This is a genomic window from Streptomyces javensis, assembly GCF_039525925.1.
In the GTDB taxonomy this organism is placed as follows: Bacteria; Actinomycetota; Actinomycetes; order Streptomycetales; family Streptomycetaceae; genus Streptomyces; species Streptomyces asiaticus.
Genome location: NZ_BAAAIF010000044.1, coordinates 51728 through 71377 on the forward strand (window position 1 = coordinate 51728; position 19650 = coordinate 71377).

Annotated in this window: 20 protein-coding genes and 1 pseudogene; 11 read left to right on the forward strand and 10 right to left on the reverse strand. The window is 70.6% G+C overall.

Annotated elements, in window-relative coordinates; genetic code table 11:
* Window positions 1-81: 81 nt before the first annotated feature.
* The 3 genes from guaB to ABD329_RS31345 form a co-directional block, all read right to left on the reverse strand.
* Complete coding sequence (gene guaB, locus ABD329_RS31335) at window positions 82-1584, reverse strand: IMP dehydrogenase (RefSeq protein ID WP_198276511.1); 1503 nt, start codon at window positions 1582-1584, stop codon at window positions 82-84.
* A 157-nt stretch (window positions 1585-1741) separates the two neighbouring features.
* On the reverse strand, window positions 1742-2353 hold the full coding sequence (locus ABD329_RS31340) for a sigma-70 family RNA polymerase sigma factor (protein ID WP_214664725.1): 612 nt from the start codon (window positions 2351-2353) through the stop codon (window positions 1742-1744).
* 290 nt (window positions 2354-2643) lie between these two features.
* Entirely contained in the window at window positions 2644-3255 is a 612-nt protein-coding gene (locus ABD329_RS31345; RefSeq protein WP_003948568.1) for a response regulator transcription factor, read from the reverse strand.
* A gap of 408 nt (window positions 3256-3663) precedes the next feature.
* Between ABD329_RS31345 and ABD329_RS31350 the strand changes: the two genes are divergently transcribed.
* Window positions 3664-3978: a WhiB family transcriptional regulator gene (locus tag ABD329_RS31350; RefSeq protein ID WP_037952995.1), complete on the forward strand. Its 315-nt coding sequence runs from the start codon at window positions 3664-3666 to the stop codon at window positions 3976-3978.
* 170 nt (window positions 3979-4148) lie between these two features.
* On the opposite strand, the gene ABD329_RS31355 is transcribed toward ABD329_RS31350, so the two are convergent.
* On the reverse strand, window positions 4149-5069 hold the full coding sequence (locus ABD329_RS31355) for a LysR family transcriptional regulator (protein ID WP_198276513.1): 921 nt from the start codon (window positions 5067-5069) through the stop codon (window positions 4149-4151).
* 79 nt (window positions 5070-5148) lie between these two features.
* Here ABD329_RS31355 and ABD329_RS31360 point away from each other — a divergent pair, with 79 nt between their 5' ends.
* Complete coding sequence (locus ABD329_RS31360) at window positions 5149-5835, forward strand: MOSC domain-containing protein (protein ID WP_198276514.1); 687 nt, start codon at window positions 5149-5151, stop codon at window positions 5833-5835.
* 97 nt (window positions 5836-5932) lie between these two features.
* Window positions 5933-6706 carry an SDR family NAD(P)-dependent oxidoreductase gene (locus ABD329_RS31365; RefSeq protein ID WP_198276515.1) on the forward strand — a complete coding sequence of 258 codons (774 nt, stop codon included), beginning with the start codon at window positions 5933-5935 and terminating at the stop codon, window positions 6704-6706.
* Between the two features lie 126 nt (window positions 6707-6832).
* Here the strand turns inward: ABD329_RS31365 and groL are convergent, their stop codons facing one another.
* The 3 genes from groL to ABD329_RS31380 form a co-directional block, all read right to left on the reverse strand.
* A complete protein-coding gene (gene groL, locus ABD329_RS31370) occupies window positions 6833-8458 on the reverse strand; it encodes a chaperonin GroEL (RefSeq protein WP_198276516.1) in 1626 nt (541 codons plus the stop codon).
* A gap of 94 nt (window positions 8459-8552) precedes the next feature.
* Window positions 8553-8861 carry a co-chaperone GroES gene (gene groES / locus ABD329_RS31375; RefSeq protein WP_014054228.1) on the reverse strand — a complete coding sequence of 103 codons (309 nt, stop codon included), beginning with the start codon at window positions 8859-8861 and terminating at the stop codon, window positions 8553-8555.
* A 219-nt stretch (window positions 8862-9080) separates the two neighbouring features.
* Window positions 9081-10112 (reverse strand): polysaccharide deacetylase family protein, encoded by a 1032-nt coding sequence (locus ABD329_RS31380; protein ID WP_344317240.1) that lies wholly within the window; start codon window positions 10110-10112, stop codon window positions 9081-9083.
* On the opposite strand from ABD329_RS31380, the gene ABD329_RS31385 reads away from it, so the two are divergent.
* Both ABD329_RS31385 and ABD329_RS31390 read left to right on the forward strand, forming a co-directional pair.
* Entirely contained in the window at window positions 10104-11306 is a 1203-nt protein-coding gene (locus tag ABD329_RS31385; RefSeq protein WP_198282309.1) for a class I SAM-dependent methyltransferase, read from the forward strand. The genes ABD329_RS31380 and ABD329_RS31385 overlap by 9 nt on opposite strands.
* Window positions 11307-12161: 855 nt before the next feature.
* Window positions 12162-13562, forward strand: coding sequence for an acyltransferase (locus tag ABD329_RS31390; protein ID WP_198279637.1), 1401 nt, complete (start codon window positions 12162-12164; stop codon window positions 13560-13562).
* A gap of 7 nt (window positions 13563-13569) precedes the next feature.
* Here the strand turns inward: ABD329_RS31390 and ABD329_RS31395 are convergent, their stop codons facing one another.
* Window positions 13570-14037 carry an ATP-binding protein gene (locus ABD329_RS31395; RefSeq protein ID WP_198279638.1) on the reverse strand — a complete coding sequence of 156 codons (468 nt, stop codon included), beginning with the start codon at window positions 14035-14037 and terminating at the stop codon, window positions 13570-13572.
* Between the two features lie 189 nt (window positions 14038-14226).
* On the opposite strand from ABD329_RS31395, the gene ABD329_RS31400 reads away from it, so the two are divergent.
* From ABD329_RS31400 to ABD329_RS31415, 4 genes are all read left to right on the forward strand, one after another.
* Window positions 14227-15078, forward strand: a complete 852-nt coding sequence (locus tag ABD329_RS31400; RefSeq protein ID WP_198279639.1) for a Scr1 family TA system antitoxin-like transcriptional regulator — start codon at window positions 14227-14229, stop codon at window positions 15076-15078.
* Between the two features lie 10 nt (window positions 15079-15088).
* A complete protein-coding gene (locus ABD329_RS31405) occupies window positions 15089-15301 on the forward strand; it encodes a DUF397 domain-containing protein (protein ID WP_198279640.1) in 213 nt (70 codons plus the stop codon).
* 101 nt (window positions 15302-15402) lie between these two features.
* On the forward strand, window positions 15403-16224 hold the full coding sequence (locus ABD329_RS31410; RefSeq protein WP_198279645.1) for an arylamine N-acetyltransferase family protein: 822 nt from the start codon (window positions 15403-15405) through the stop codon (window positions 16222-16224).
* Window positions 16225-16325: 101 nt separating this feature from the next.
* Window positions 16326-16688, forward strand: coding sequence for a hypothetical protein (locus ABD329_RS31415; RefSeq protein ID WP_198279641.1), 363 nt, complete (start codon window positions 16326-16328; stop codon window positions 16686-16688).
* Here the strand turns inward: ABD329_RS31415 and ABD329_RS31420 are convergent.
* Window positions 16616-17362 carry a hypothetical protein gene (locus ABD329_RS31420; protein WP_246618810.1) on the reverse strand — a complete coding sequence of 249 codons (747 nt, stop codon included), beginning with the start codon at window positions 17360-17362 and terminating at the stop codon, window positions 16616-16618. The genes ABD329_RS31415 and ABD329_RS31420 overlap by 73 nt on opposite strands.
* Before the next feature lie 188 nt (window positions 17363-17550).
* Here ABD329_RS31420 and ABD329_RS31425 point away from each other — a divergent pair, with 188 nt between their 5' ends.
* Window positions 17551-18408 carry a polysaccharide deacetylase family protein gene (locus tag ABD329_RS31425; protein WP_198279642.1) on the forward strand — a complete coding sequence of 286 codons (858 nt, stop codon included), beginning with the start codon at window positions 17551-17553 and terminating at the stop codon, window positions 18406-18408.
* Window positions 18409-18476: 68 nt separating this feature from the next.
* Window positions 18477-18659, forward strand: a pseudogene (locus ABD329_RS31430) (ABC transporter ATP-binding protein); the annotation flags it as partial.
* Between the two features lie 57 nt (window positions 18660-18716).
* Here ABD329_RS31430 and ABD329_RS31435 read toward each other — a convergent pair.
* Window positions 18717-19628 (reverse strand): alpha/beta fold hydrolase, encoded by a 912-nt coding sequence (locus tag ABD329_RS31435; protein WP_198279643.1) that lies wholly within the window; start codon window positions 19626-19628, stop codon window positions 18717-18719.
* Window positions 19629-19650 lie beyond the last annotated feature (22 nt).

Sequence of the window (19650 nt, forward strand, 5' to 3'; positions counted from 1 at the left end):
TATCCCTGCCCGCACCGTCGCGAGGTCGCCCGGGTGAACGGCGCGGATCAGCGGACAGCGTGGTTCAACGGACGGCGCGGATCAACGGCCGGAGTAGTTCGGCGCCTCGGTGGTCATCTGGATGTCATGCGGGTGGCTCTCCTTGAGGCCCGCCGCGGTGATCCGCACAAAGCGGCCCTTCTCCTTCAGCTCCGCCACATTGGCCGAGCCGACATAGCCCATCGACGCCCGCAGACCGCCCACCAGCTGGTGCGCGACCGAGGCCAGCGGGCCGCGGTAGGGCACCTGGCCCTCGATGCCCTCGGGAACCAGCTTGTCCTCGGACAGCACGTTGTCCTGGAAGTAGCGGTCCTTGGAGTACGAGCGGGCCTGGCCGCGCGTCTGCATCGCGCCCAGGGAGCCCATGCCCCGGTAGGACTTGAACTGCTTGCCGTTGATGAAGACCATCTCGCCCGGCGACTCCTCGCAGCCGGCCAGCAGGCTGCCCAGCATCACGGTGTCCGCACCGGCCGCGATCGCCTTGGCGATGTCGCCCGAGTACTGGAGACCGCCGTCGCCGATCAGCGGCACCCCGGCCGCGTGGCAGGCGCGGGCGGCCTCGTAGATGGCCGTCACCTGCGGCACGCCGATGCCCGCGACCACGCGCGTGGTGCAGATCGAGCCCGGGCCGACGCCGACCTTGACCCCGTCCACCCCCGCGTCGATCAGCGCCTGGGCGCCGTCCCTGGTGGCGACGTTGCCGCCCACCACATCGACCGCGATATTGGACTTGACCTTGGCGATCATGTCGAGGATGCCCCGGCTGTGGCCGTGCGCGCTGTCCACGACCAGGAAGTCGGCCCCGGCCTCGACCAGCGCCTGCGCCCGCTCGTACGACTCGTCGCCCACGCCGACGGCGGCACCGACGACCAGCCGGCCGCCCGCGTCCTTCGCCGCGTGGGGGTACTGCTCGGCCTTCACGAAGTCCTTGACCGTGATCAGGCCCTTGAGCACACCCGCGTCGTCGACCAGCGGCAGCTTCTCGATCTTGTGGCGGCGCAGCAGCTGCATCGCGTCCTCGCCGGAGATCCCCACCTTGCCGGTGACCAGCGGCATCGGGGTCATGACCTCGCGGACCTGACGGCCCCGGTCGACCTCGAAGGCCATGTCACGGTTGGTGACGATGCCGAGCAGCTTGCCCACGGCGTCCGTGACCGGCACACCGCTGATGCGGAACTTCGCGCACAGCGCGTCCGCCTCGTGCAGCGTGGCGTCCGGCCGGACCGTGATCGGGTCGGTGACCATGCCGGACTCCGACCGCTTGACCAGGTCGACCTGGTTGGCCTGGTCCTCGATGGACAGATTGCGGTGCAGCACGCCCACGCCGCCCTGCCGGGCCATCGCGATGGCCATCCGGGACTCGGTGACCTTGTCCATGGCGGCGGACAGCAGCGGCACATTCACCCGGACGTTCCGGGAGACCCTGGACGAGGTGTCGACCGCGTTCGGCAGCACCTCGGAGGCGCCCGGCAGCAGCAGCACGTCGTCGTACGTCAGCCCGAGCATGGCGAACTTCTCAGGCACTCCGTCGACGTTGTCAGTCATGACACCCTTCCAATGGTCTTGCCCCAGCGCGGACTCCCATGCTAACGGGCTCCCCGAGTGCCTCATTCCGCCCTGTGGATAACTTCTCAGCGACCTGCTGAATGCGGAAGGCACAACAAGGTAACGAGCCGGTCGGAACCCCGGTGGGTCCGGGGGGTCACTGCTCGGCGAGCGCGCGCAGCCTGCTCAGCGCCCGGTGCTGGGCGACCCGCACCGCTCCGGGGGACATCCCCAGCATCTGCCCGGTCTCCTCCGCCGTCAGCCCGACCGCGACCCTCAGCAGCACCAGCTCCCGCTGGTTCTCCGGAAGGTTGGCCAGCAACTTCTTGGCCCACTCCGCGTCACTGCTGAGCAGCGCCCGCTCCTCGGGCCCCAGCGAATCGTCCGGCTGCTCCGGCATCTCGTCCGAGGGGACGGCCGTGGAGCCCGGGTGCCGCATGGCGGCCCGCTGGAGATCGGCGACCTTGTGGGAGGCGATGGCCACGACGAACGCCTCGAAGGGCTTTCCGGTGTCCCGGTAGCGCGGCAGCGCGCACAGCACCGCGAGACAGACCTCCTGCGCCAGGTCGTCCACGAAGTGGCGGGCATCACCCGGAAGTCGGGACAGCCTCGTACGGCAGTAGCGCAGGGCCAGCGGGTGGACCAGGGCCAGCAGATCGTGGGTGGCCTGCTCGTCCCCCTCGGCTGCGCGCCCGACGAGGGCGCCGATGGTCCCCGTACCCCCGGGAGCTCCCTTGGGGGCTCCTGGGCTCTCCTCGTCGCGCGGCATCCATCCATGGTGCCTCGGGCCCGGGGGCTCCGTGGCACCGCGTCCGTAGTTGTGCGCTGAAGCGTTATGAGCAGGTGCGCCGGTTGTCGTCACGTCCTGCGCTCTCCCCTCACGCCCGGCCGACTCGTCCCCGAGGAACTCCACACCTTCAAGGATGCGGCATAGCGCGGGGAACTGATACAGGCCACCACCACAGCGCTCGCCGCGCACGCTTTCGCCCCGCCCGCCACCCGACGGGCGGGGACCGTCGCGCCCCCGCTGCGCAGCACGTCAGAACGGTCGTGGCCGGATCAGCGAACCAGACCCCAGCGGAACCCGAGGGCCACCGCATGCGCCCGGTCGGACGCGCCGAGCTTCTTGAACAACCGGCGTGCGTGCGTCTTGACCGTGTCCTCGGACAGGAACAGCTCGCGGCCGATCTCCGCGTTGGACCGGCCGTGGCTCATGCCCTCGAGCACCTGGATCTCCCGCGCGGTGAGCGTGGGCGCGGCGCCCATCTCGGCCGAGCGCAGCCGGCGCGGGGCCAGCCGCCAGGTGGGGTCGGCGAGCGCCTGGGTCACGGTGGCGCGCAGCTCGGCGCGCGAGGCGTCCTTGTGCAGATAGCCACGGGCGCCGGCCGCCACGGCCAGCGCCACTCCGTCCAGGTCCTCGGCGACCGTGAGCATGATGATCCGGGCGCCGGGGTCGGCGGAGAGCAGCCGCCGCACGGTCTCGACACCGCCGAGACCGGGCATCCGTACGTCCATCAGAATCAGATCCGAGCGGTCGGCGCCCCAGCGGCGGAGGACTTCCTCGCCGTTGGCCGCCGTCGTCACACGCTCGACGCCGGGCACGGTCGCCACCGCGCGGCGCAGCGCCTCTCGGGCAAGCGGGGAGTCGTCGCAGACGAGGACGGATGTCATGGCCGCCCTCCGCAGCTGATGCGCGTCACCTTGAGCCTCCAGGCTGGTACATATCGTCACCTGAGCGATTGACAGCCCCGGATATCTGTCCGAGAGCTTTACCCATCAACCGCCTCCGCACTCTCAACGACGGTCACCCGAAAGAGTTACGGGGTTCGGCGGCCACCTTCGACACTCTACGTGAGGGCTCGTACACGGAGCAGCTTCGTCGCGCCGGTCGCGTCCTTCGCGCCTCCCCCATAGGGCAGCCCCCGAGGCAGTCCCTTCGGTGGCATTTGGCGACCTTGCTTCCAATTTGGCGGTCTGTGTGGCTAGATTCGCAATGAGTCATATTTACATCTACTTACACCGTAGGTGTACGACCCAGGACACAGCGTCCGCAGCCGATCGCTTCGAGGAGATAAGGCAATGGCAGATTTCTCCCGTCTTCCCGGCCCGAATGCCGACCTGTGGGACTGGCAGCTCCTGGCCGCGTGTCGCGGGGTCGACAGCTCGCTCTTCTTCCACCCGGAGGGGGAGCGCGGCGCTGCCCGCAGCGCACGTGAGATGTCGGCGAAAGAGGTGTGCATGCGCTGCCCGGTACGGGCGCAGTGCGCGGCCCACGCCCTTGCCGTACGCGAGCCCTACGGAGTGTGGGGCGGACTGACCGAGGACGAGCGCGAGGAGCTCATGGGGCGGGCGCGGCACCGCGCGGTCGCCAGTACGGGCGCCCCGGGATCGTGATCACGGCCTGACCCCGGCCAACTGAAGAAACGTTCCTTCTGCCGCCATCCGGCCTGTCACCACCCGGGCCCCGTCACCACCACGGCCCGTCGCCATCACGGTCTGTCACCACCCGGCCCGTCGCCGCCCGGCGCACGCGCGGACGGCCCACGAGGTGGTGTGCGCGCCGCTCATCTGCGGGCGGCCCGCTCCAGCCGGTCCAGCGTCGCCGCCACCGCCGGGACGCGGGCGAGGTCGGGCAGGGTCAGCGCCACCACTTCCCGCCGCACCGCCGGTTCCACCTCCAGCGTCACGGCGCCCTTGGTCCGGACCGACTCCAGCGCCAGCTCGGGCAGCACCGCGACCCCCAGCCCGGCCCCGACCAGGCCGACGACGGTCGGATAGTCGTCCGTCGCGAAGTCGATCCGCGGGGTGAAGCCCTCGGATTCGCACACCTCCACCAGATGTCCCCGGCAGCGCGGGCAACCCGCGATCCACGGCTCCCCGGCCAGCTCGGCGATCCCCACCGCCCCGGCGCCCGCCAGCTTGTGCCCCTCCGGCACCACGCCCACCAGCCGATCGCTCAGCAGCGGCCGCAGGACCAGGTCGTCCCACTCGCCGCCGCCTCCCGCGGCCGCCTCCGTCTCGGCGCTCACCTGCGGATACCGGAAGGCCAGCGCGATCTCGCAGTCGCCCGAGCGCAGCATCTCCACCGAGCCCGGCGGCTCGGCCTCCACGAGCGAGACCCGCGTTCCGGGGTGTGCCGCGCGCATCTCGGCGAGCGCCATGGGCACCAGGGTCGAGCTGCCGCTGGGGAAGGACACCAGCCGCACCCGGCCCGAGCGCAGCCCGGCGATGGCCGCGACCTCCTCCTCGGCGGCGGTCAGCCCGGCCAGGATCCCGCCGGCGTGCCGTACCAGCGCCCGGCCCGCCTCGGTCAGCCGCATCTCCCGTCCGCTGCGGATCAGCAGCGGAGTGCACGCGGCGCCCTCCAGGGCCTTCATCTGCTGGCTGACGGCGGGCTGGGTGCAGCCGAGCTCACGGGCGGCCGCGGAGAAGGAGCCGGTGGCGGCCACCGCGCGCAGCACCCTGAGATGGCGGGCCTCGATCATGCCTTGAGCATAAGGGACCCTTGGGTACGGCCCGGGATATTGCGTCGACGCTTTGGCCTGACTGTCCTACGGTGCGGTCATGCCGGATACACCACGCCCCCCAGCCGTCCTCACCGTGAACATCGGCCGCGCGATGCCGAGCACCCACACCGACTGCCCTGCGGGCACCGGTATCGACAAGCGGCCCGTCGACCGTCCGGTACGGGTCACGGCCCCCGGGCCGAAGGGCCGGGCCGGAAGCGGTCTGGCCGGTGACTCGGTCTGCGACCTCCGCCACCACGGCGGCGACGACCAGGCCGTCTACGCCTACGCCCGGGAGGACCTCGACGTCTGGGAGCGGGAGCTGGGCCGCGAACTGGCCAACGGCGCCTTCGGCGAGAACCTCACCACCAGCGGTATCGACGTCAACGGCGCCCTCGTCGGCGAGCGCTGGCGGGTGGGGAGCGAGCTGCTGCTGGAGGTGACCTCACCGCGCATCCCGTGCCGTACGTTCGCCGGCTGGCTGGGCGAGCGGGGGTGGCTCAAGCGGTTCACCCAGGCCGCCGTCCCCGGTGCGTATCTGCGGGTGCTCGAGCCCGGCGAGATCCGCTCGGGGGACGCGGTCGAGATCGTGCACCGGCCCGACCACGAGGTGACGGTCGCGTTCCTCTTCCGCGCCGAGACCACGGAGCGGGAGCTGCTGCCGAGGGTGCTGGCGGCCGGTGAGGCGCTGCATCCGGAGGCCCGGGAGACCGCCCTGAAGTACCGGTCCGCGAAGGCGATCTGACGGATCCGGACTGACGGAAGCGCTCATTCCGGCGCAGATCGCTCACGGTGCCGCTCGGCGGTCCGCCGGGGCCCGCCATGGCCGATAACGTGCGCGTATGACGACTGCATTGATTACCGGAACCACCGCGGGCATCGGCGCCGCCTTCGCGGGCCGGCTCGCCGCCGACGGGCACAATCTGGTGCTCGTCGCACGCGATGAGAAGCGGCTGCGGGAGCAGGCGGCGGATCTGCACGACCGGCACGGCGTGGAGGCGGACGTGCTGGTGGCGGACCTCTCCGAGGATGACGGGATCGCTGCGGTCGAGGCCCGGCTGAAGGACCGTACCCACCCGGTCGATCTGCTCGTCAACAACGCCGGTTTCGGCAACCGCGCCCGCTATCTGGAGGTGCCGATCGCCGATGAGCTGCGGATGCTGAAGCTGCACTGCGAGGCGGTGCTGCGGCTGACCAGCGCGGGGGCCGGGACGATGCGGGACCGGGGGCGCGGCGGGGTGATCAACGTGGCGTCGGTCGCGGCCTTCTTCCCGCGCGGGACGTACGGGGCGAGCAAGGCGTGGGTCGTGCAGTTCACGCAGGGCGCGGCGAAGGACCTGGCGCGCTCGGGGGTGCGGCTGATGGCGCTGTGCCCGGGGTTCGTCCGTACGGAGTTCCACGCGCGGGCGGGGATCAAGGACACCAGCGTGCCGAGCTGGATGTGGCTGGACCCGGACCGGCTGGTCACGGCGGCGCTGAAGGATTTCGCCCGGGGCAAGTCGCTGTCCATCCCCGATCCGCGCTACAAGGCGATGTCGAGCCTGGCGAAGCTGGCCCCGCGCTCGGCCCTCTCCTCCATCTCCTCCAAGGTCGGCCGCCCTCCGGCCAAGGGGTAGCCGTCCGGCGGAACCGGAACACACCGGGACCGGGACGGCACCGGAACAGGAACCGGAACACACGAAGGCGCGGCCGCCCGGTGGGCGGCCGCGCCTTCGCGCTGCTTGTGGCGGAACGCCGGAGCGTCAGTGCGCGTGACCGTGGCCGTGGCCGGCGGCCTCGGCCTCTTCCTCGGCCGGCTTCTCGACCACCAGGGTCTCGGTGGTGAGCAGCAGCGAGGCGATCGACGCCGCGTTCTCCAGCGCGGAGCGGGTGACCTTGACCGGGTCGATGACGCCGGCCTTCACCAGGTCGCCGTACTCCTCGGTGGCCGCGTTGTAGCCGTGGCCCTTCTCGAGCTCGGCGACCTTCGAGGTGATCACGTAGCCCTCGAGACCGGCGTTCTCGGCGATCCAGCGCAGCGGCTCGACCGCGGCGCGGCGGACCACGGCGACACCGGTGGCCTCGTCGCCCTCCAGGCCCAGGCTGTTCTCCAGCACCTTCGCGGCGTGGACCAGCGCGGAGCCACCACCGGAGACGATGCCCTCCTCGACCGCGGCGCGGGTCGCGGAGATGGCGTCCTCCAGACGGTGCTTCTTCTCCTTGAGCTCGACCTCGGTGGCCGCGCCCACGCGGATCACGCACACGCCGCCGGCCAGCTTGGCGAGCCGCTCCTGGAGCTTCTCGCGGTCCCAGTCGGAGTCCGTGGACTCGATCTCGGCCTTGATCTGGGCGACGCGGCCGGAGACCTCGTCCGCCTTGCCGCCACCGTCGACGATCGTGGTGTCGTCCTTGGTGACGGTCACGCGGCGGGCGGTGCCCAGCACGTCCAGGCCGACCTGGTCGAGCTTGAGGCCGACCTCCTCGGCGATGACGGTGCCGCCCGTAAGGGTGGCGATGTCGCCGAGCATGGCCTTACGGCGGTCACCGAAGCCCGGGGCCTTCACCGCGACCGCGTTGAAGGTGCCGCGGATCTTGTTGACGACGAGGGTGGAGAGGGCCTCGCCCTCCACGTCCTCGGCGATGATCAGCAGCGGCTTGCTGGCGTTGGCCTGGATGATCTTCTCCAGGAGCGGCAGCAGGTCCTGGATGGAGGAGATCTTGCCCTGGTGGATCAGGATGTACGGGTCGTCGAGGACGGCCTCCATCCGCTCCTGGTCGGTGACCATGTACGGCGAGAGGTAGCCCTTGTCGAAGGCCATGCCCTCGGTGAAGTCGAGCTCCAGACCGAAGGTGTTGGACTCCTCGACGGTGATGACACCGTCCTTGCCGACCTTGTCCATCGCCTCGGCGATCAGCTCGCCGACCTGCTTGTCCTGGGCGGACAGCCCGGCCACGGCGGCGATGTCGGACTTCTCGTCGATCGGGCGGGCGGTGGCCAGCAGGTCGTCCGAGACGGCCTTGACTGCCGCGTCGATGCCCTTCTTCAGGGCGGCCGGGGAGGCGCCGGCGGCCACGTTCTTCAGGCCCTCGCGCACCAGCGCCTGGGCCAGCACGGTGGCCGTGGTGGTGCCGTCACCCGCGATGTCGTTGGTCTTGGTCGCCACCTCCTTGACGAGCTGCGCGCCAAGGTTCTCGTACGGGTCCTCGACCTCGACCTCACGGGCGATCGTGACACCGTCGTTGGTGATGGTGGGGGCACCGAACTTCTTGTCGATGACGACATTGCGGCCACGGGGGCCGATGGTCACCTTGACGGTGTCCGCGAGCTTGTTGACGCCGCGCTCGAGGGCGCGACGGGCGTCCTCGTCGAACTTCAGGATCTTCGCCATGAGTTGCGTATGTCCTCTCAAACAAGCCGTGCCCCGACCCCGGTTTCAGATGACACGGGCACCGGGGCACGGCTCATAGGCAAAACTTCGGTGATTACTTCTCGACGATCGCGAGGACGTCGCGAGCCGAGAGGACGAGGTACTCCTCGCCGCTGTACTTCACCTCGGTGCCGCCGTACTTGCTGTAGAGCACGACGTCACCGACGGAGACGTCGAGCGGAAGGCGCTTGCCGTCCTCGAAGCGGCCCGGGCCCACGGCCAGGACGACGCCCTCCTGGGGCTTTTCCTTGGCGGTGTCCGGAATGACCAGGCCCGAAGCCGTGGTCTGCTCGGCGTCGAGCGGCTGGACCACAATGCGGTCCTCGAGCGGCTTGATGGCAACCTTGGAGCTGGTGGTCGTCACGATCCGACCTCCCCCTTCGGAGATCTCACGGGGTCAACTGTCTGAGGTGGCGACCAGGTGGATCCGTCGTCGCGGGTGCCGGACCTGCCCGTCGCTGTATCCCTGGCACTCATCGGTCCCGAGTGCCAGCCTCGACATTATGACGCGGTTAGCACTCAGTCAACTAGAGTGCCAAGCGACGCGGTGGCGGCCTCAGGTGGAGGCCGGATGTGGTGGAGGTCAGATGTAGTCCTCCAGCCGAGCCACCGCGAACCCCTGCGCCTGAACCTCCCGCAGCAGCGAAGTGATCATGTCGGTCATCGTCGCGCCCTTCAACATGTCCGGGCCGCGGAAGTGGGCGAGGATGATGTCCCCTGGCCGGAGCCCGCCGCCCGAGCGGTACACCAGTCCATCGGGCTCCATCTCCGCACTCCACAGCACCGCCTTCGCCAGCCCGCAGTCCGCCGCCGCCCGCAGCGTGTCCCGGTCGTAGTCCCCGTAAGGCGGACGGAAGAGGTGGGGCTCCAGGCCGAGGCGGTAGTGCAGGACGTCCTGCTGACCGCAGATCTCATGGAGCTGGAATTCGTAGCCCTGGCCCGCGAGCTCGGGGTGGGTGAGGGTGTGGTTGCCGATCCGGTTCCCGAGCTCACGCAGCCGGCGGAAGTAGTCGTAGTGGTCGCCGATCACCTCGTCCTCCAGGAACTGCGTGAACGGCAGACCGAGGTCCCGGGCCTGGTCGACGAAGGCCGGGTCCTTCTCGATCCCGTCGTCGAGCGTCAGGAAAACCACCCGATCGGTGGTGGCGACCCGGCGGATGACCGTCGCCAGTCCGGGTACCGGTGGCCACACCGCGGCGAGCGGTGGCTTGACCGAGGGCGGGGGCGGCGGCGGGGTCAGGGGCCGGTCCAGCCCCCAGCGGCGGTACGCGTCCGGGAACCCCGCCGAGGCGGAGCCCGCCGCCGGACCCGATGGCGGCGCGCCGTCCTCGTGCCCGCTCCCCGCCGACGACGGCGGCCCGGACGTCCCGGACGCGGTGTGCGGACCGGCGGAGGCCGACTCCAGCAGACCGGCCGCCTTCCCCGTCCGGGTGTGCGGCTCCGAAGAGCCGAGCGCCCCGCAGCCGGCGAGCACGGCCGCCGCGGCGGTGAGAACCAGACACCTTGAAAGACCAGCCTTGATCATCATCACAAAAGCGATCTTCAGCTCTATGGCGCCGGCCCGCGCGCCGAGCGGGGTGCGAATGCTCCCTTGGGAGCGGAGAGAATGGGCCATGTGGACGTTGACGCCTTCGATTCACTGCTCGGCGACGAGGGGCAGGCGCTGCTCTCCGCGCTCCGCGACTACGACCCGGCGAAGGAACTCGCCACCGCGACGCGGCTGCGCCGCGACCATCCCCCGGCGCTGGTCTCGGCGGCCCTGACCCAGGCCGCGCTGCGGCAGCGGGCGGCGGCCAAATTCGGCCCCGAGGACGCGTACCGCATGTACTTCACGCCGAACGGCGTCGAGCAGTCCACCCGCACCTCCGTGGCCGCGTACCGCGCCTCCCGCTTCGCGGGGTTCGGCGTCCGTCGGATGGCCGATCTGTGCTGCGGCATCGGCGGCGACGCGATCGCGCTCGCCCGCGCCGGGATCTCCGTGCTCGCCGTCGATCGCGACCCGCTGACCTGCGCCGTCACCCGCGCCAACGCCGAGGCGCTCGGCCTGGCCGAGCTCATCGAGGTCCGCTGCGCCGATGTCACCGAGGTCGACACCCGCGACTTCGACGCGGTCTTCGTCGACCCGGCCCGGCGCGGCGGCCGGGGCCGCGTCTTCGACCCCGAGGCGTACTCCCCGCCCCTCTCCTGGGCCGTCGAGGCCGCCCGCACCACGCCGCGCGCCGCCCTCAAGATCGCCCCCGGCGTGCCGCACGAGGCGGTACCCGAGGACGCGGAGGCCGAGTGGATCTCGGACCACGGCCATGTGAAGGAGGCCGTCCTGTGGTTCGGCACCGCCCGCCCCGGGCTGCGCCGCGCCACGCTGCTGCCGAGCGGCCACTCCCTGATCGGCACCCCGTTCCTCCCCGACCCCGAGCCCGGCCCGGTCGGCCGCTGGCTCTACGAGCCGGACGGCGCCGTCATCCGCGCCCACCTCGTGGCCGATGTGGCGGCCCGCGTCGGCGGCCGTCTGATCGACCCGACGATCGCCTACATCACCACGGACGAGCTGCGTCCGACGCCGTTCGCCACCGCGTACGAGATCACGGATGTGCTGCCGTTCAACCTGAAGAAGCTCAAGGCGCTGTTGCGGGAGCGGGAGGTGGGCGTCGCGACCATCAAGAAGCGCGGGTCGGCGGTCGAGCCGGAGCAGCTCCGCAAGAAGCTGCGGCTTGAGGGTGGGAACGCGTGCACGATCGTGCTGACGCGGTCGGCGGGCTCCCCCACGATGCTCCTGGGCCACCCGGCCCAGCCCCTGCCCACCGGCCCTTGACGCCCGCGGCGGGCGGCTCTCTTCATCGCAGCACCGATACGCGGCTCCGCCGCGCGGGGGCTCCGCCGCGCGAGGGCTCCGCCCCGGGCCCCGGGCGCGTCGCGGGTGGCGCGGTCGGCGCCCCGGGCGGTGAGCCGAGCACGACGACGGTCGGCACCTGGCCCCCGGGGTCCAGGGGCGAGACAAAACCGCGGCCCCGCCCCAGACACCGGCCGGACGCCCCAGATGCGCACGAACATCGCCCGCGGTGGGCTGTCCCCCGCCCCGCCCCTTCCCGCAGCACCCATACGCGGCTCCACCACGCGAGGGCTGCGCCCCGGGCCCCGGGCGCGTCGCGGGTGGCGCGGTCGGCGCCCCGGGCAGTGAGCCGAGCACGCGGCGACGGTCGGCACCTCGCCCCCGGCATCCAGGGGCGAGACAAAACCGCGGCCCCGCCCCAGACACCGGCCGGACGCCCCGGATGCGCACGGGCATCGCCCGCGGTGGGCCGCTCCCCGCCCCTTCCCGTAACCAGGGGCTGGGTGCGGCGGATGGTCGCGCCCGTCCGGGTCGGGGTCTGGGGCGGAGCCCCTGTTGCGGGAAGGGGCGGGGAGGGGAAAGAAACGGCGGACACCCCGTAACCCGCCCCCGCCCCCAGCCTCGGCCCCGGCCCGCCCCCGCGTCCGCGCCCGGCCCCGGGAAAGTTCGGGGCCGGGCGGGCGGTGGGGAATTCCCTAAACCCGTTCCAGTTCGTGAGGGCCGTCGCGGCCCGCGGGTTACGGTCAACGCCTCGAGGGTTACGGTCAACGCGTCGGGAGTTACGGTCAACGCGTCGCCGTGACAGCGCGTTTGGGCCCGACGAAAGAGCGTGTGAGTATGACGGCTTCCGCCACCGAGAGCGGCGCCAAGCGATCGTTCACCGTATGTGCCGGAGAGGCGAGCGGTGACCGCCTACGGCTGAGCGTCTACGACATGCTCATCGGCACCGTCTATACGCCCCGCGCCTTTTTCTACCGGGAGACGCTCGACGGCGAGGCGCTGCGCGCCTCCCTCGGCCGGACGCTGCGTAACTTCCCCGTCCTTTCGGGGCGCATGAAGAAGGACCCCGACGGCGGTCTCAGCGTGCTCTGCGACGACTCGGGTGTGCGCTTCGTCGAGGCACAGGCATCCGTGCCCATGCCGGACTACGGGCCCCGCCGCACGGCGAAAAAGGGACTGGACCGCTATCTCAGTCACGCCATGCCGTTCTGGGTGGTCGACCGCGATACGCCGCTTTTCACGGTGAAGCTCACCCATATGAAAGGCGGCGGCTCCATCCTCGGGCTCACGATGAACCACGCCGTGGGCGACGGATCCAGCTATATGAGTTTCCTGGAGGCCTGGTCGCACGAGCACCGGGGCCTCGGATACGCCAAGCCCAACCATGATCGCGGGATCATCGACGCACTCGCCGCCGCAGCCTCCGGTGACCCCCTTACCGGCGGCGCCCATCTCACGGTCACCGGGCGCGGCCAGAAGACCGCCTTCGTCGGCCGCGCCCTGAAGGGCAGCCTCGGCGGTGTGACGACCGTGACCACCCGCTTCACCGCCGCCGAGCTGACCGCCATGAAGGACGCCGCGATGGCCGACCTCGCGGGCACGGACCGGTGGGTGTCGACCAATGACGCGCTCACCGCCCATCTGTGGAAAGTGCTCGGCGCATTGCGGGACCGCCCCGATTCGAGCGAGGAAAGGCTCGGCCTCATCGCCGACTTCCGTTCATTCGTCGGCGCGGCCGTACCGGACGACTACTTTGGCAACGCCGTCACCAACACCCGGCCCGGAATGACCGCCGCCGAACTGCGCTCCCGCCCGCTCGGCGAAATCGCCGCGGCGATCCGCGCGGGCTATGCCGAGAACACCGAGGAGCGAATCCGCGCGGAAGCGGCGTTCCTGTGCACCGAACGCGACGCGGGGCGCCTCAAGCGGGTCATGACCACCATGGGCCTGGACGCGTTCAACAACACCATCGCGATCAACAACTGGTCGAAGCTGCCCTTCTATCGCATCGACTTCGGCCAGGGCGCCCCCTTCTGGTACGACTTCTCCTCCATCCCCATTCCCTGGACCGTGCATATCGCGCCGACCCCGGCCGACCAGGACGGCGGCCGCGATGTGCACATCGCGCTGCCCCGCGACCAGGTCCAGGCCCTTCAGGAGCCGTCCTGGGTCGGGCGGTTCCACCGTTACGCGGACTCCGGCCAGGCATTCCCACTGACCTTCGTCGCGGCGGGCTGAGCCAGGGCTAAGCCTCGTCCTCCTCCTTGCCCGCGAGTTCGAACCAGACCCCCTTGGCGTACATGCCCACCGCGTCACCCTCCGCCGTCCCCCACGCGTCGGCCAGGGCCGCCACCAGCCCGAGGCCACGGCCGTGGAGGCGGTCCCCCTCGGGGAGACAGGCGGCGGCGGGGAGCTCGGCGGAGGCGTCGTAGACCAGGACGCGGAAGCGGGGCGGCTCGATCACCACGCGCAGCATCACGGAGTCGCCCTCGGCGTGCAGAAAGGCGTTGGTGGCCAGCTCCGACGTGCACAGCGTCGCCGTGTCGACCAGCTCCTCCTGCCCCACGGAGTTCAGGACGCAGGCGACGAAGTCCCGGCAGACCTTGGCGGAGGTCGCGTGCCGGCTGCTCTGAAGGGTGTAGACGTACGGATCCCTGGAGGGAACGGGCGGGCGGCGTGGGGGACGGTCGTCGGACTCGTGATCGGAATCCATGGGGCAACTCCCTGTGAGGGGGCCGACAGCGCGCGTACCGTTACGGCGATCAACGCGCAGTAGCGGCAACGACACCTACGGTAGAGGGCGGCGCCTAACTAGTGCCACCGGATCGTCGAAATTAGTGAGTAGATAGACCCATTCGTGGTCACGCGCCACACTGGGTGACGACCCACGAGGAAGGCAGGCATGGCTTCGAGGACCACCATCACGGCACGTCAGCGCCGACTTGGCACGGAGCTTCGGAGGATGCGCGAGCACGCGGGTCTCACCATCCAGGAAGCGGCCGACCGGCTGGGCACGAACCGCTCGCATGTCACCAATATGGAGCTGGCCCGGTTCGGCGTCAGCGAAGAGCGCGTACGCACACTCGCCGCCAACTACGCCTGCCCGGACGAGGCGTACGTCGAGGCGCTGGTCGCGATGGCGACCGAGCGCAAGCGCGGGTGGTGGGAGGAGTACCGGGGGACGCTCGGCGCCGCCGGTCTCGATCTGGCGGAACTGGAGTACTTCGCCACGAGCCTGCGCGTCGTCGAGCTCATGCACATCCCTGGACTCTTGCAGACCGAGGATTACGCCCGATCGGTACTGAGCACGGCCGTCCCCGGCTGGTCGCCGACGGAGCTCCGCCGAAGACTCTCGCACCGCATGAAGCGCCGGGACATCCTGGATCGGGACCAGCCGCCATCCTGCACATTCATCGTGCACGAGACCGCGCTCCGCGTACGGTTCGGCGATCAGCGCGTGCTGTGCGCGCAGCTCGACAGCCTGCTGGAGTCCTCGGAGCGCCCGAACGTCTCCGTCCGGGTCGTCCCGATCGCGGCCGGAGGTTTCCACGTCGCGGGAATCTCCGTCACCTACGCCACGGGTCCGGTGCCGCAGTTGGATACCGTTCAACTCGACGTCGCGCAGGACGCGGCGTTCCTCGACGGGGAGTCCCAGCTTCTGAACTACCGGGCGGTCATGGACCGGACCGGAGAGCTGGCTTTGTCCGAGAAGGAGTCACGTGACTTCATCCGCGAGACCGTTCGACAGATGTGAGGGCGAAGGAATGTCCGAGGTCAACTGGCGCAAGTCGTCCTACTCCGGCGCGGGGGACGGGAACTCCTGCATAGAGCTCGCCTTCATAGGCACCACCGTCGCCCTCCGGGAGAGCGACGACCCCCGTACGGTTCTCACCACGAGCCCCACGAGGCTGGGAGCCCTGCTCCAGTCGATCAAGGCGGGCGCGCTCGATCACCTCGCGGCGGTGCCGAAGACGTAACGGATGGCGTAACGGACCTACGCCCAAGGGACCAGACACGGCCCCACCAGGAGCGGAAGCCGGTGCCGGGCTCCGGCGTTACGGTCGGCGGTATGGAACGCATCGCCCTTGATCTCGACGCCTATCTGACGCGTATCGGCTGGACGGGCGACCGGCGCCCCGCCCCCACTGTGGAGACGCTGCGGGCGGTGCATCGGGCGCACCTCACGTCCATACCGTTCGAGAACCTCGACCCCCTCCTCGGCTCGGCCCCCTCCCTCGCCGTCCCCGACCTCGAGGCCAAGCTGGTGCGCGGCCGGCGCGGCGGTTACTGCTACGAGCACAACACGCTGCTGACCGCCGCCCTCACCGCGCTCGGCTTCCGCGTCACCGGCCTCACCGCCCGCGTCCGGGTCGGAGCGGCCCCCGGGACGGTCCGTCCGCGCACCCATATGCTGCTGCTGGTCGGGATCCCGGGCGAGGAGCGGCGTTACGTGGCCGATGTGGGCTTCGGCAGCGTCGGCGGCCTCCTGGAGGCCGTACCGCTCGTCGCCGACACCGAGTTCCACGACGGCCCCCGCCGCCACCGCTACGTCCGCGAGCCGTACCCGGAGGGGCTGGAGGACCTGTGGGTGTTCCAGGCGTTCCTCGACGGCTCCTGGCAGGACCAGTACGCCTTCACCCGCGAACCCTTCGAGGCGTCCGACTACGGGGTCATCAACTGGCACGTCGCCACCAACCCGCGCTCGCCCTTCCAGCACACCCTCCACGTCCAGCGCACCACCCCGGCCCGCCATCTCCTGCTGTCCGGGCGGACTCTCGTCGAGACCCGCTCCGACGGCAGCCGTAAGGAGCGCGAACTCGCCGACAACGACGAGGTGCTGCGCGTTCTCGCCGCCGACTTCGGCATCGAGCTGCCCCCGGGCACGGCCCTGCCGGACTGACGGCGGAGGAGTTACCCCGGGCGGCTCTCCACACCGGCCCCGGTCATGGCACGATCATCCCGCTAATGGGCCGATGGGAGGGTGGCAGGGACGGATGAAACATGAGTAAAGACAAACTGTCCGTATCGGACCAGGATCTGTCGGATCTCATCAAAGACCTTGAGGGAATGCTCAGTTACCTCGAGGAACAGATCGAGCGTCTCGGCCATCTGAGGCAGTCGGTGGACCCCGACGACCACAAGGGCCCGGCCGCCGCCGCGTACAAGAAGCTGGAGCGCGACGCCTATACGGACGCCGTGCGGGTCAGGCAGCTGCTGACCCGTATCGAGGAGGTCGCCAAGGAGCGCGGGGAGACCCCGGGGGAGCGGTACGAGGAGCTGCGGACCCGCTTTCAGTCACTGCAAAAGCCCTCGTCGGAGAAGCCCTCGGCGGAGAAGCCATCCCCGGAGAAGCCGTCGCCGTAGCCGGAGTCCGGATCCAGCGGGTCCGGACCGTATGCGTCCGGACCGCCGTCGGGGCGGAGTTCGCGGCTGACCAGGCGGTAGTAGTCGATCGCCTTGGCCATGCCGAGCGCTCCGGCGGCCACGAAGACCAGGCCGATACCGGCGACCGTGCCGACGCTCTCCGTGCCGACGTCCGAGAAGGCCGCGAACCCGCCCAGCGCCAGCCCCAGGCAGGCCAGCACGATGGACGGACCCAGCCACAGGAGAGCGCCGCCGGAGACCCGCCAGTGCGGCAGCGTCCGGGGGTCGCGCTCCAGCTCCGCCCAGTCGCGGAGGCAGGCGCCCACGAAGACATCGCGCCGGATGCCGGAGACCACCCCGAGGCTGGAGGGGACCGTGGCGCCCAGGGCGAGTCCCAGGAAGATCACGCCCAGCACATGCTCGATGATCTCGCCCTTCACCAGGAACTGGAATCCCGAGACGGCGAGGCTCCACCCCAGCGCGAAGACGAGCGTGGACAGCCACAGCAGCAGCGCCCGGTGCGGCGCCAGGTACCACCGCGCCAGCGCCCCCATCGCCCGCGCCCGCGCGTCGAGCAGCCCGGCGCGGTCCTTCCACGGCCGCTCGTCCGGGGCGGGCGGCGGTGGCGGAAGCTCGTTGGGCGGCGTCATGGCGTCCTTCCTCATGGCACTCATGGCACTCATGGCATTCATCGCACGCAGGGCACGCAGGGCAGGCAGGGCACTGCGGTGTACGCCGACGCAGTCTCTCAGCTCATGAGGGCAGACCACTTGACCTTCTCACTTGTGTGAGGGTTTCACGATGTCCACCGAGCGGCGCCGAACCGCCGTACAGCTGAGCCACACAGATGAGGTGAGCCCTGATGGACAACCAGCTCTTCGACTACAGCCCCATCGTCGAACGCCCCCCGATCCACTGGCCCGGCGGCGCCCGGGTGGCCTTCTACGTCGGGCTGAACGTCGAGCACTACGCGATCGACCGCCCCTCCACCAGCATCTTCCCCGACACCCGGGCGCTGGCCCCCGATCCGCTGAACTACGGGTGGCGGGACTACGGGCCCCGGGTCGGGATCTGGCGGCTGATCGAGAGCCTGGACCGGCACCGGGTGCGGGCGAGCGTGATGCTCAACTCCGATGTCGCCGAGCGCTACCCCCAGATCATCCGGGCCGGGCGGGAACGGGACTGGGTGTGGGCGGCGCACGGCAGGAACAACTCGATCCTCCAGGCGGACATGTCCCCGGAGGAGGAGCGGGCCTACCTCACCGAGGTGATCGGCACCATCGAGAAGGCCACCGGCCGCAGGCCGCACGGCTGGCTCGGGCCCGCGCTGACCGAGACCTTCCGGACCCCGGAGCTCCTGGCCGAGCTGGGGCTGCGGTACGTACTGGACTGGGCCAACGACGACCAGCCGTACCGGCTGAACGTGCCGGGCATGCTGAGCGTGCCGTATTCGATCGAGGTCAACGACATCCAGCTCTTCGTCGGCAAGAGCCTCAGCGGGCCGGACTTCGTCCGGATCGTCAAGGACCAACTCGACCAGCTCTACGCCGACTCGGCCGACAGCGGGCGGGTGATGTCGCTGGTACTGCATCCGTTCGTGATCAACCAGCCCTTCCGGCACAAGTACGTGGACCAGGCGCTGGAGTACGTGGTGAACCACCCCGGGGTGTGGGTGACGACCAGCGACGAGATCGCCGACCACTACGACCGGACGGCGTGACGGGCCACACCCCGCTCATGGGAAGCGGACCCTGACCGAGAGGCCGCCGCCCGGGTTGGTGTCATCGGTTCGTCTTCCAGGCGTTCCACCTCGTACCCGGCATGAGCGCGCAGGCCAACGTCGCCGAGGGCCCGCTCTACTCCGGTCTGCCGCGCGCCGAACGCCGCAGGCGCGCGGTCGCGACCCTGGAACGGGTCGGCTTCGGCGACCGGCCGAACCACCGGCCGCATGAGTTGTCCGGCGGTCAGAAGCCGCATCCGACCAGGGCGGCCCCGGCATGGTGTGGGCGTGGCTTGTGGCGACGACTCCTAGCGGGCGAGGAGCTTCCGCAGCGCCTTGGCGATGTCCGCGGGTGCCTCCTCGGCCATGAAGTGGCCGTAGCCGACGGTGAGGTGCTCCAGGTCGTCGGCCCAGGCGCGCCACAGCGCCGCCGCGTCATAGCCGAGGGCCGCGCCCCAGTCCTGCTGGATGACGGTGAGCGGCATCGTCAGCCGGCGTCCGCCGTCCCGGTCGGCCCGGTCGTGGTCGACGTCGACACCGGCGGAGGCACGGTAGTCGGCCACGATCGACGGCACCGCGGCGCGGCAGGCGTCCAGATAGGCGGTACGGACCTCGGCGGGGATGGCCCGCGGGTCGCCCGCCCACAGGTCGAGGAAGTGGCCGAAGAAGTCGTCGGGGCAGGCGGCGATCATCCGCTCGGGCAGCCCGGGGGGCTGGGCCATCAGAAAGAGGTGGAAGCCGACGGCGGCGGTGGTGCCGTGCAGCACATCCCACATGTCGAGGGTCGGCAGCACGTCCAGGCAGGCGAGATGGGTGATCGTCGCGGGGTGGTCGAGGCCCGCCCGGAAGGCGACCAGGGCGCCGCGGTCATGACCGGCGAGCGCGAAGCGCTCATGCCCGAGCGCGCGGGCCAGGGCGACGATGTCGGCGGCCATGGTGCGCTTGGCGTAGGCGGCGGGGGCGGTGTCGCTGTCGGTGTCGGCGTCGGCGTCTACATCGGCTGCCGGTTTGTCGCTGGCGCCGTAGCCGCGCAGGTCGGGGCAGATCACGGCGTGATCGGCCGCGAGGTCGGCGGCCACATGCCGCCACATGAGGTGGGTCTGCGGGAAGCCGTGCAGCAGGACGACGGGGCTGCCCGAGCCCCCGACGGCCACGTTCAGGGACACGCCGTCGGCGACGGGGACGCGGCGGTAGTCGAAGCCGGGAATGACAGGGGCCATGGCTCAGCGCGCTTTCTGTAGA

Excerpts from the sequence above, each read along its gene's own strand:
- ABD329_RS31420 (WP_246618810.1), bottom strand. The coding sequence starts at position 17,362 with ATGAGTGCCATGAGGAAGGACGCCATGACGCCGCCCAACGAGCTTCCG.
- ABD329_RS31355 (WP_198276513.1), bottom strand. The coding sequence starts at position 5,069 with ATGATCGAGGCCCGCCATCTCAGGGTGCTGCGCGCGGTGGCCGCCACC.
- ABD329_RS31405 (WP_198279640.1), top strand. The coding sequence starts at position 15,089 with ATGTCCGAGGTCAACTGGCGCAAGTCGTCCTACTCCGGCGCGGGGGAC.
- ABD329_RS31350 (WP_037952995.1), top strand. The coding sequence starts at position 3,664 with ATGGCAGATTTCTCCCGTCTTCCCGGCCCGAATGCCGACCTGTGGGAC.
- ABD329_RS31390 (WP_198279637.1), top strand. The coding sequence starts at position 12,162 with ATGACGGCTTCCGCCACCGAGAGCGGCGCCAAGCGATCGTTCACCGTA.
- ABD329_RS31385 (WP_198282309.1), top strand. The coding sequence starts at position 10,104 with ATGGGCCATGTGGACGTTGACGCCTTCGATTCACTGCTCGGCGACGAG.
- groL (WP_198276516.1), bottom strand. The coding sequence starts at position 8,458 with ATGGCGAAGATCCTGAAGTTCGACGAGGACGCCCGTCGCGCCCTCGAG.
- ABD329_RS31345 (WP_003948568.1), bottom strand. The coding sequence starts at position 3,255 with ATGACATCCGTCCTCGTCTGCGACGACTCCCCGCTTGCCCGAGAGGCG.
- guaB (WP_198276511.1), bottom strand. The coding sequence starts at position 1,584 with ATGACTGACAACGTCGACGGAGTGCCTGAGAAGTTCGCCATGCTCGGG.
- ABD329_RS31340 (WP_214664725.1), bottom strand. The coding sequence starts at position 2,353 with ATGCCGCGCGACGAGGAGAGCCCAGGAGCCCCCAAGGGAGCTCCCGGG.
- ABD329_RS31380 (WP_344317240.1), bottom strand. The coding sequence starts at position 10,112 with ATGGCCCATTCTCTCCGCTCCCAAGGGAGCATTCGCACCCCGCTCGGC.
- ABD329_RS31365 (WP_198276515.1), top strand. The coding sequence starts at position 5,933 with ATGACGACTGCATTGATTACCGGAACCACCGCGGGCATCGGCGCCGCC.
- ABD329_RS31395 (WP_198279638.1), bottom strand. The coding sequence starts at position 14,037 with ATGGATTCCGATCACGAGTCCGACGACCGTCCCCCACGCCGCCCGCCC.
- ABD329_RS31400 (WP_198279639.1), top strand. The coding sequence starts at position 14,227 with ATGGCTTCGAGGACCACCATCACGGCACGTCAGCGCCGACTTGGCACG.
- ABD329_RS31360 (WP_198276514.1), top strand. The coding sequence starts at position 5,149 with ATGCCGGATACACCACGCCCCCCAGCCGTCCTCACCGTGAACATCGGC.
- ABD329_RS31415 (WP_198279641.1), top strand. The coding sequence starts at position 16,326 with ATGAGTAAAGACAAACTGTCCGTATCGGACCAGGATCTGTCGGATCTC.
- ABD329_RS31435 (WP_198279643.1), bottom strand. The coding sequence starts at position 19,628 with ATGGCCCCTGTCATTCCCGGCTTCGACTACCGCCGCGTCCCCGTCGCC.
- ABD329_RS31425 (WP_198279642.1), top strand. The coding sequence starts at position 17,551 with ATGGACAACCAGCTCTTCGACTACAGCCCCATCGTCGAACGCCCCCCG.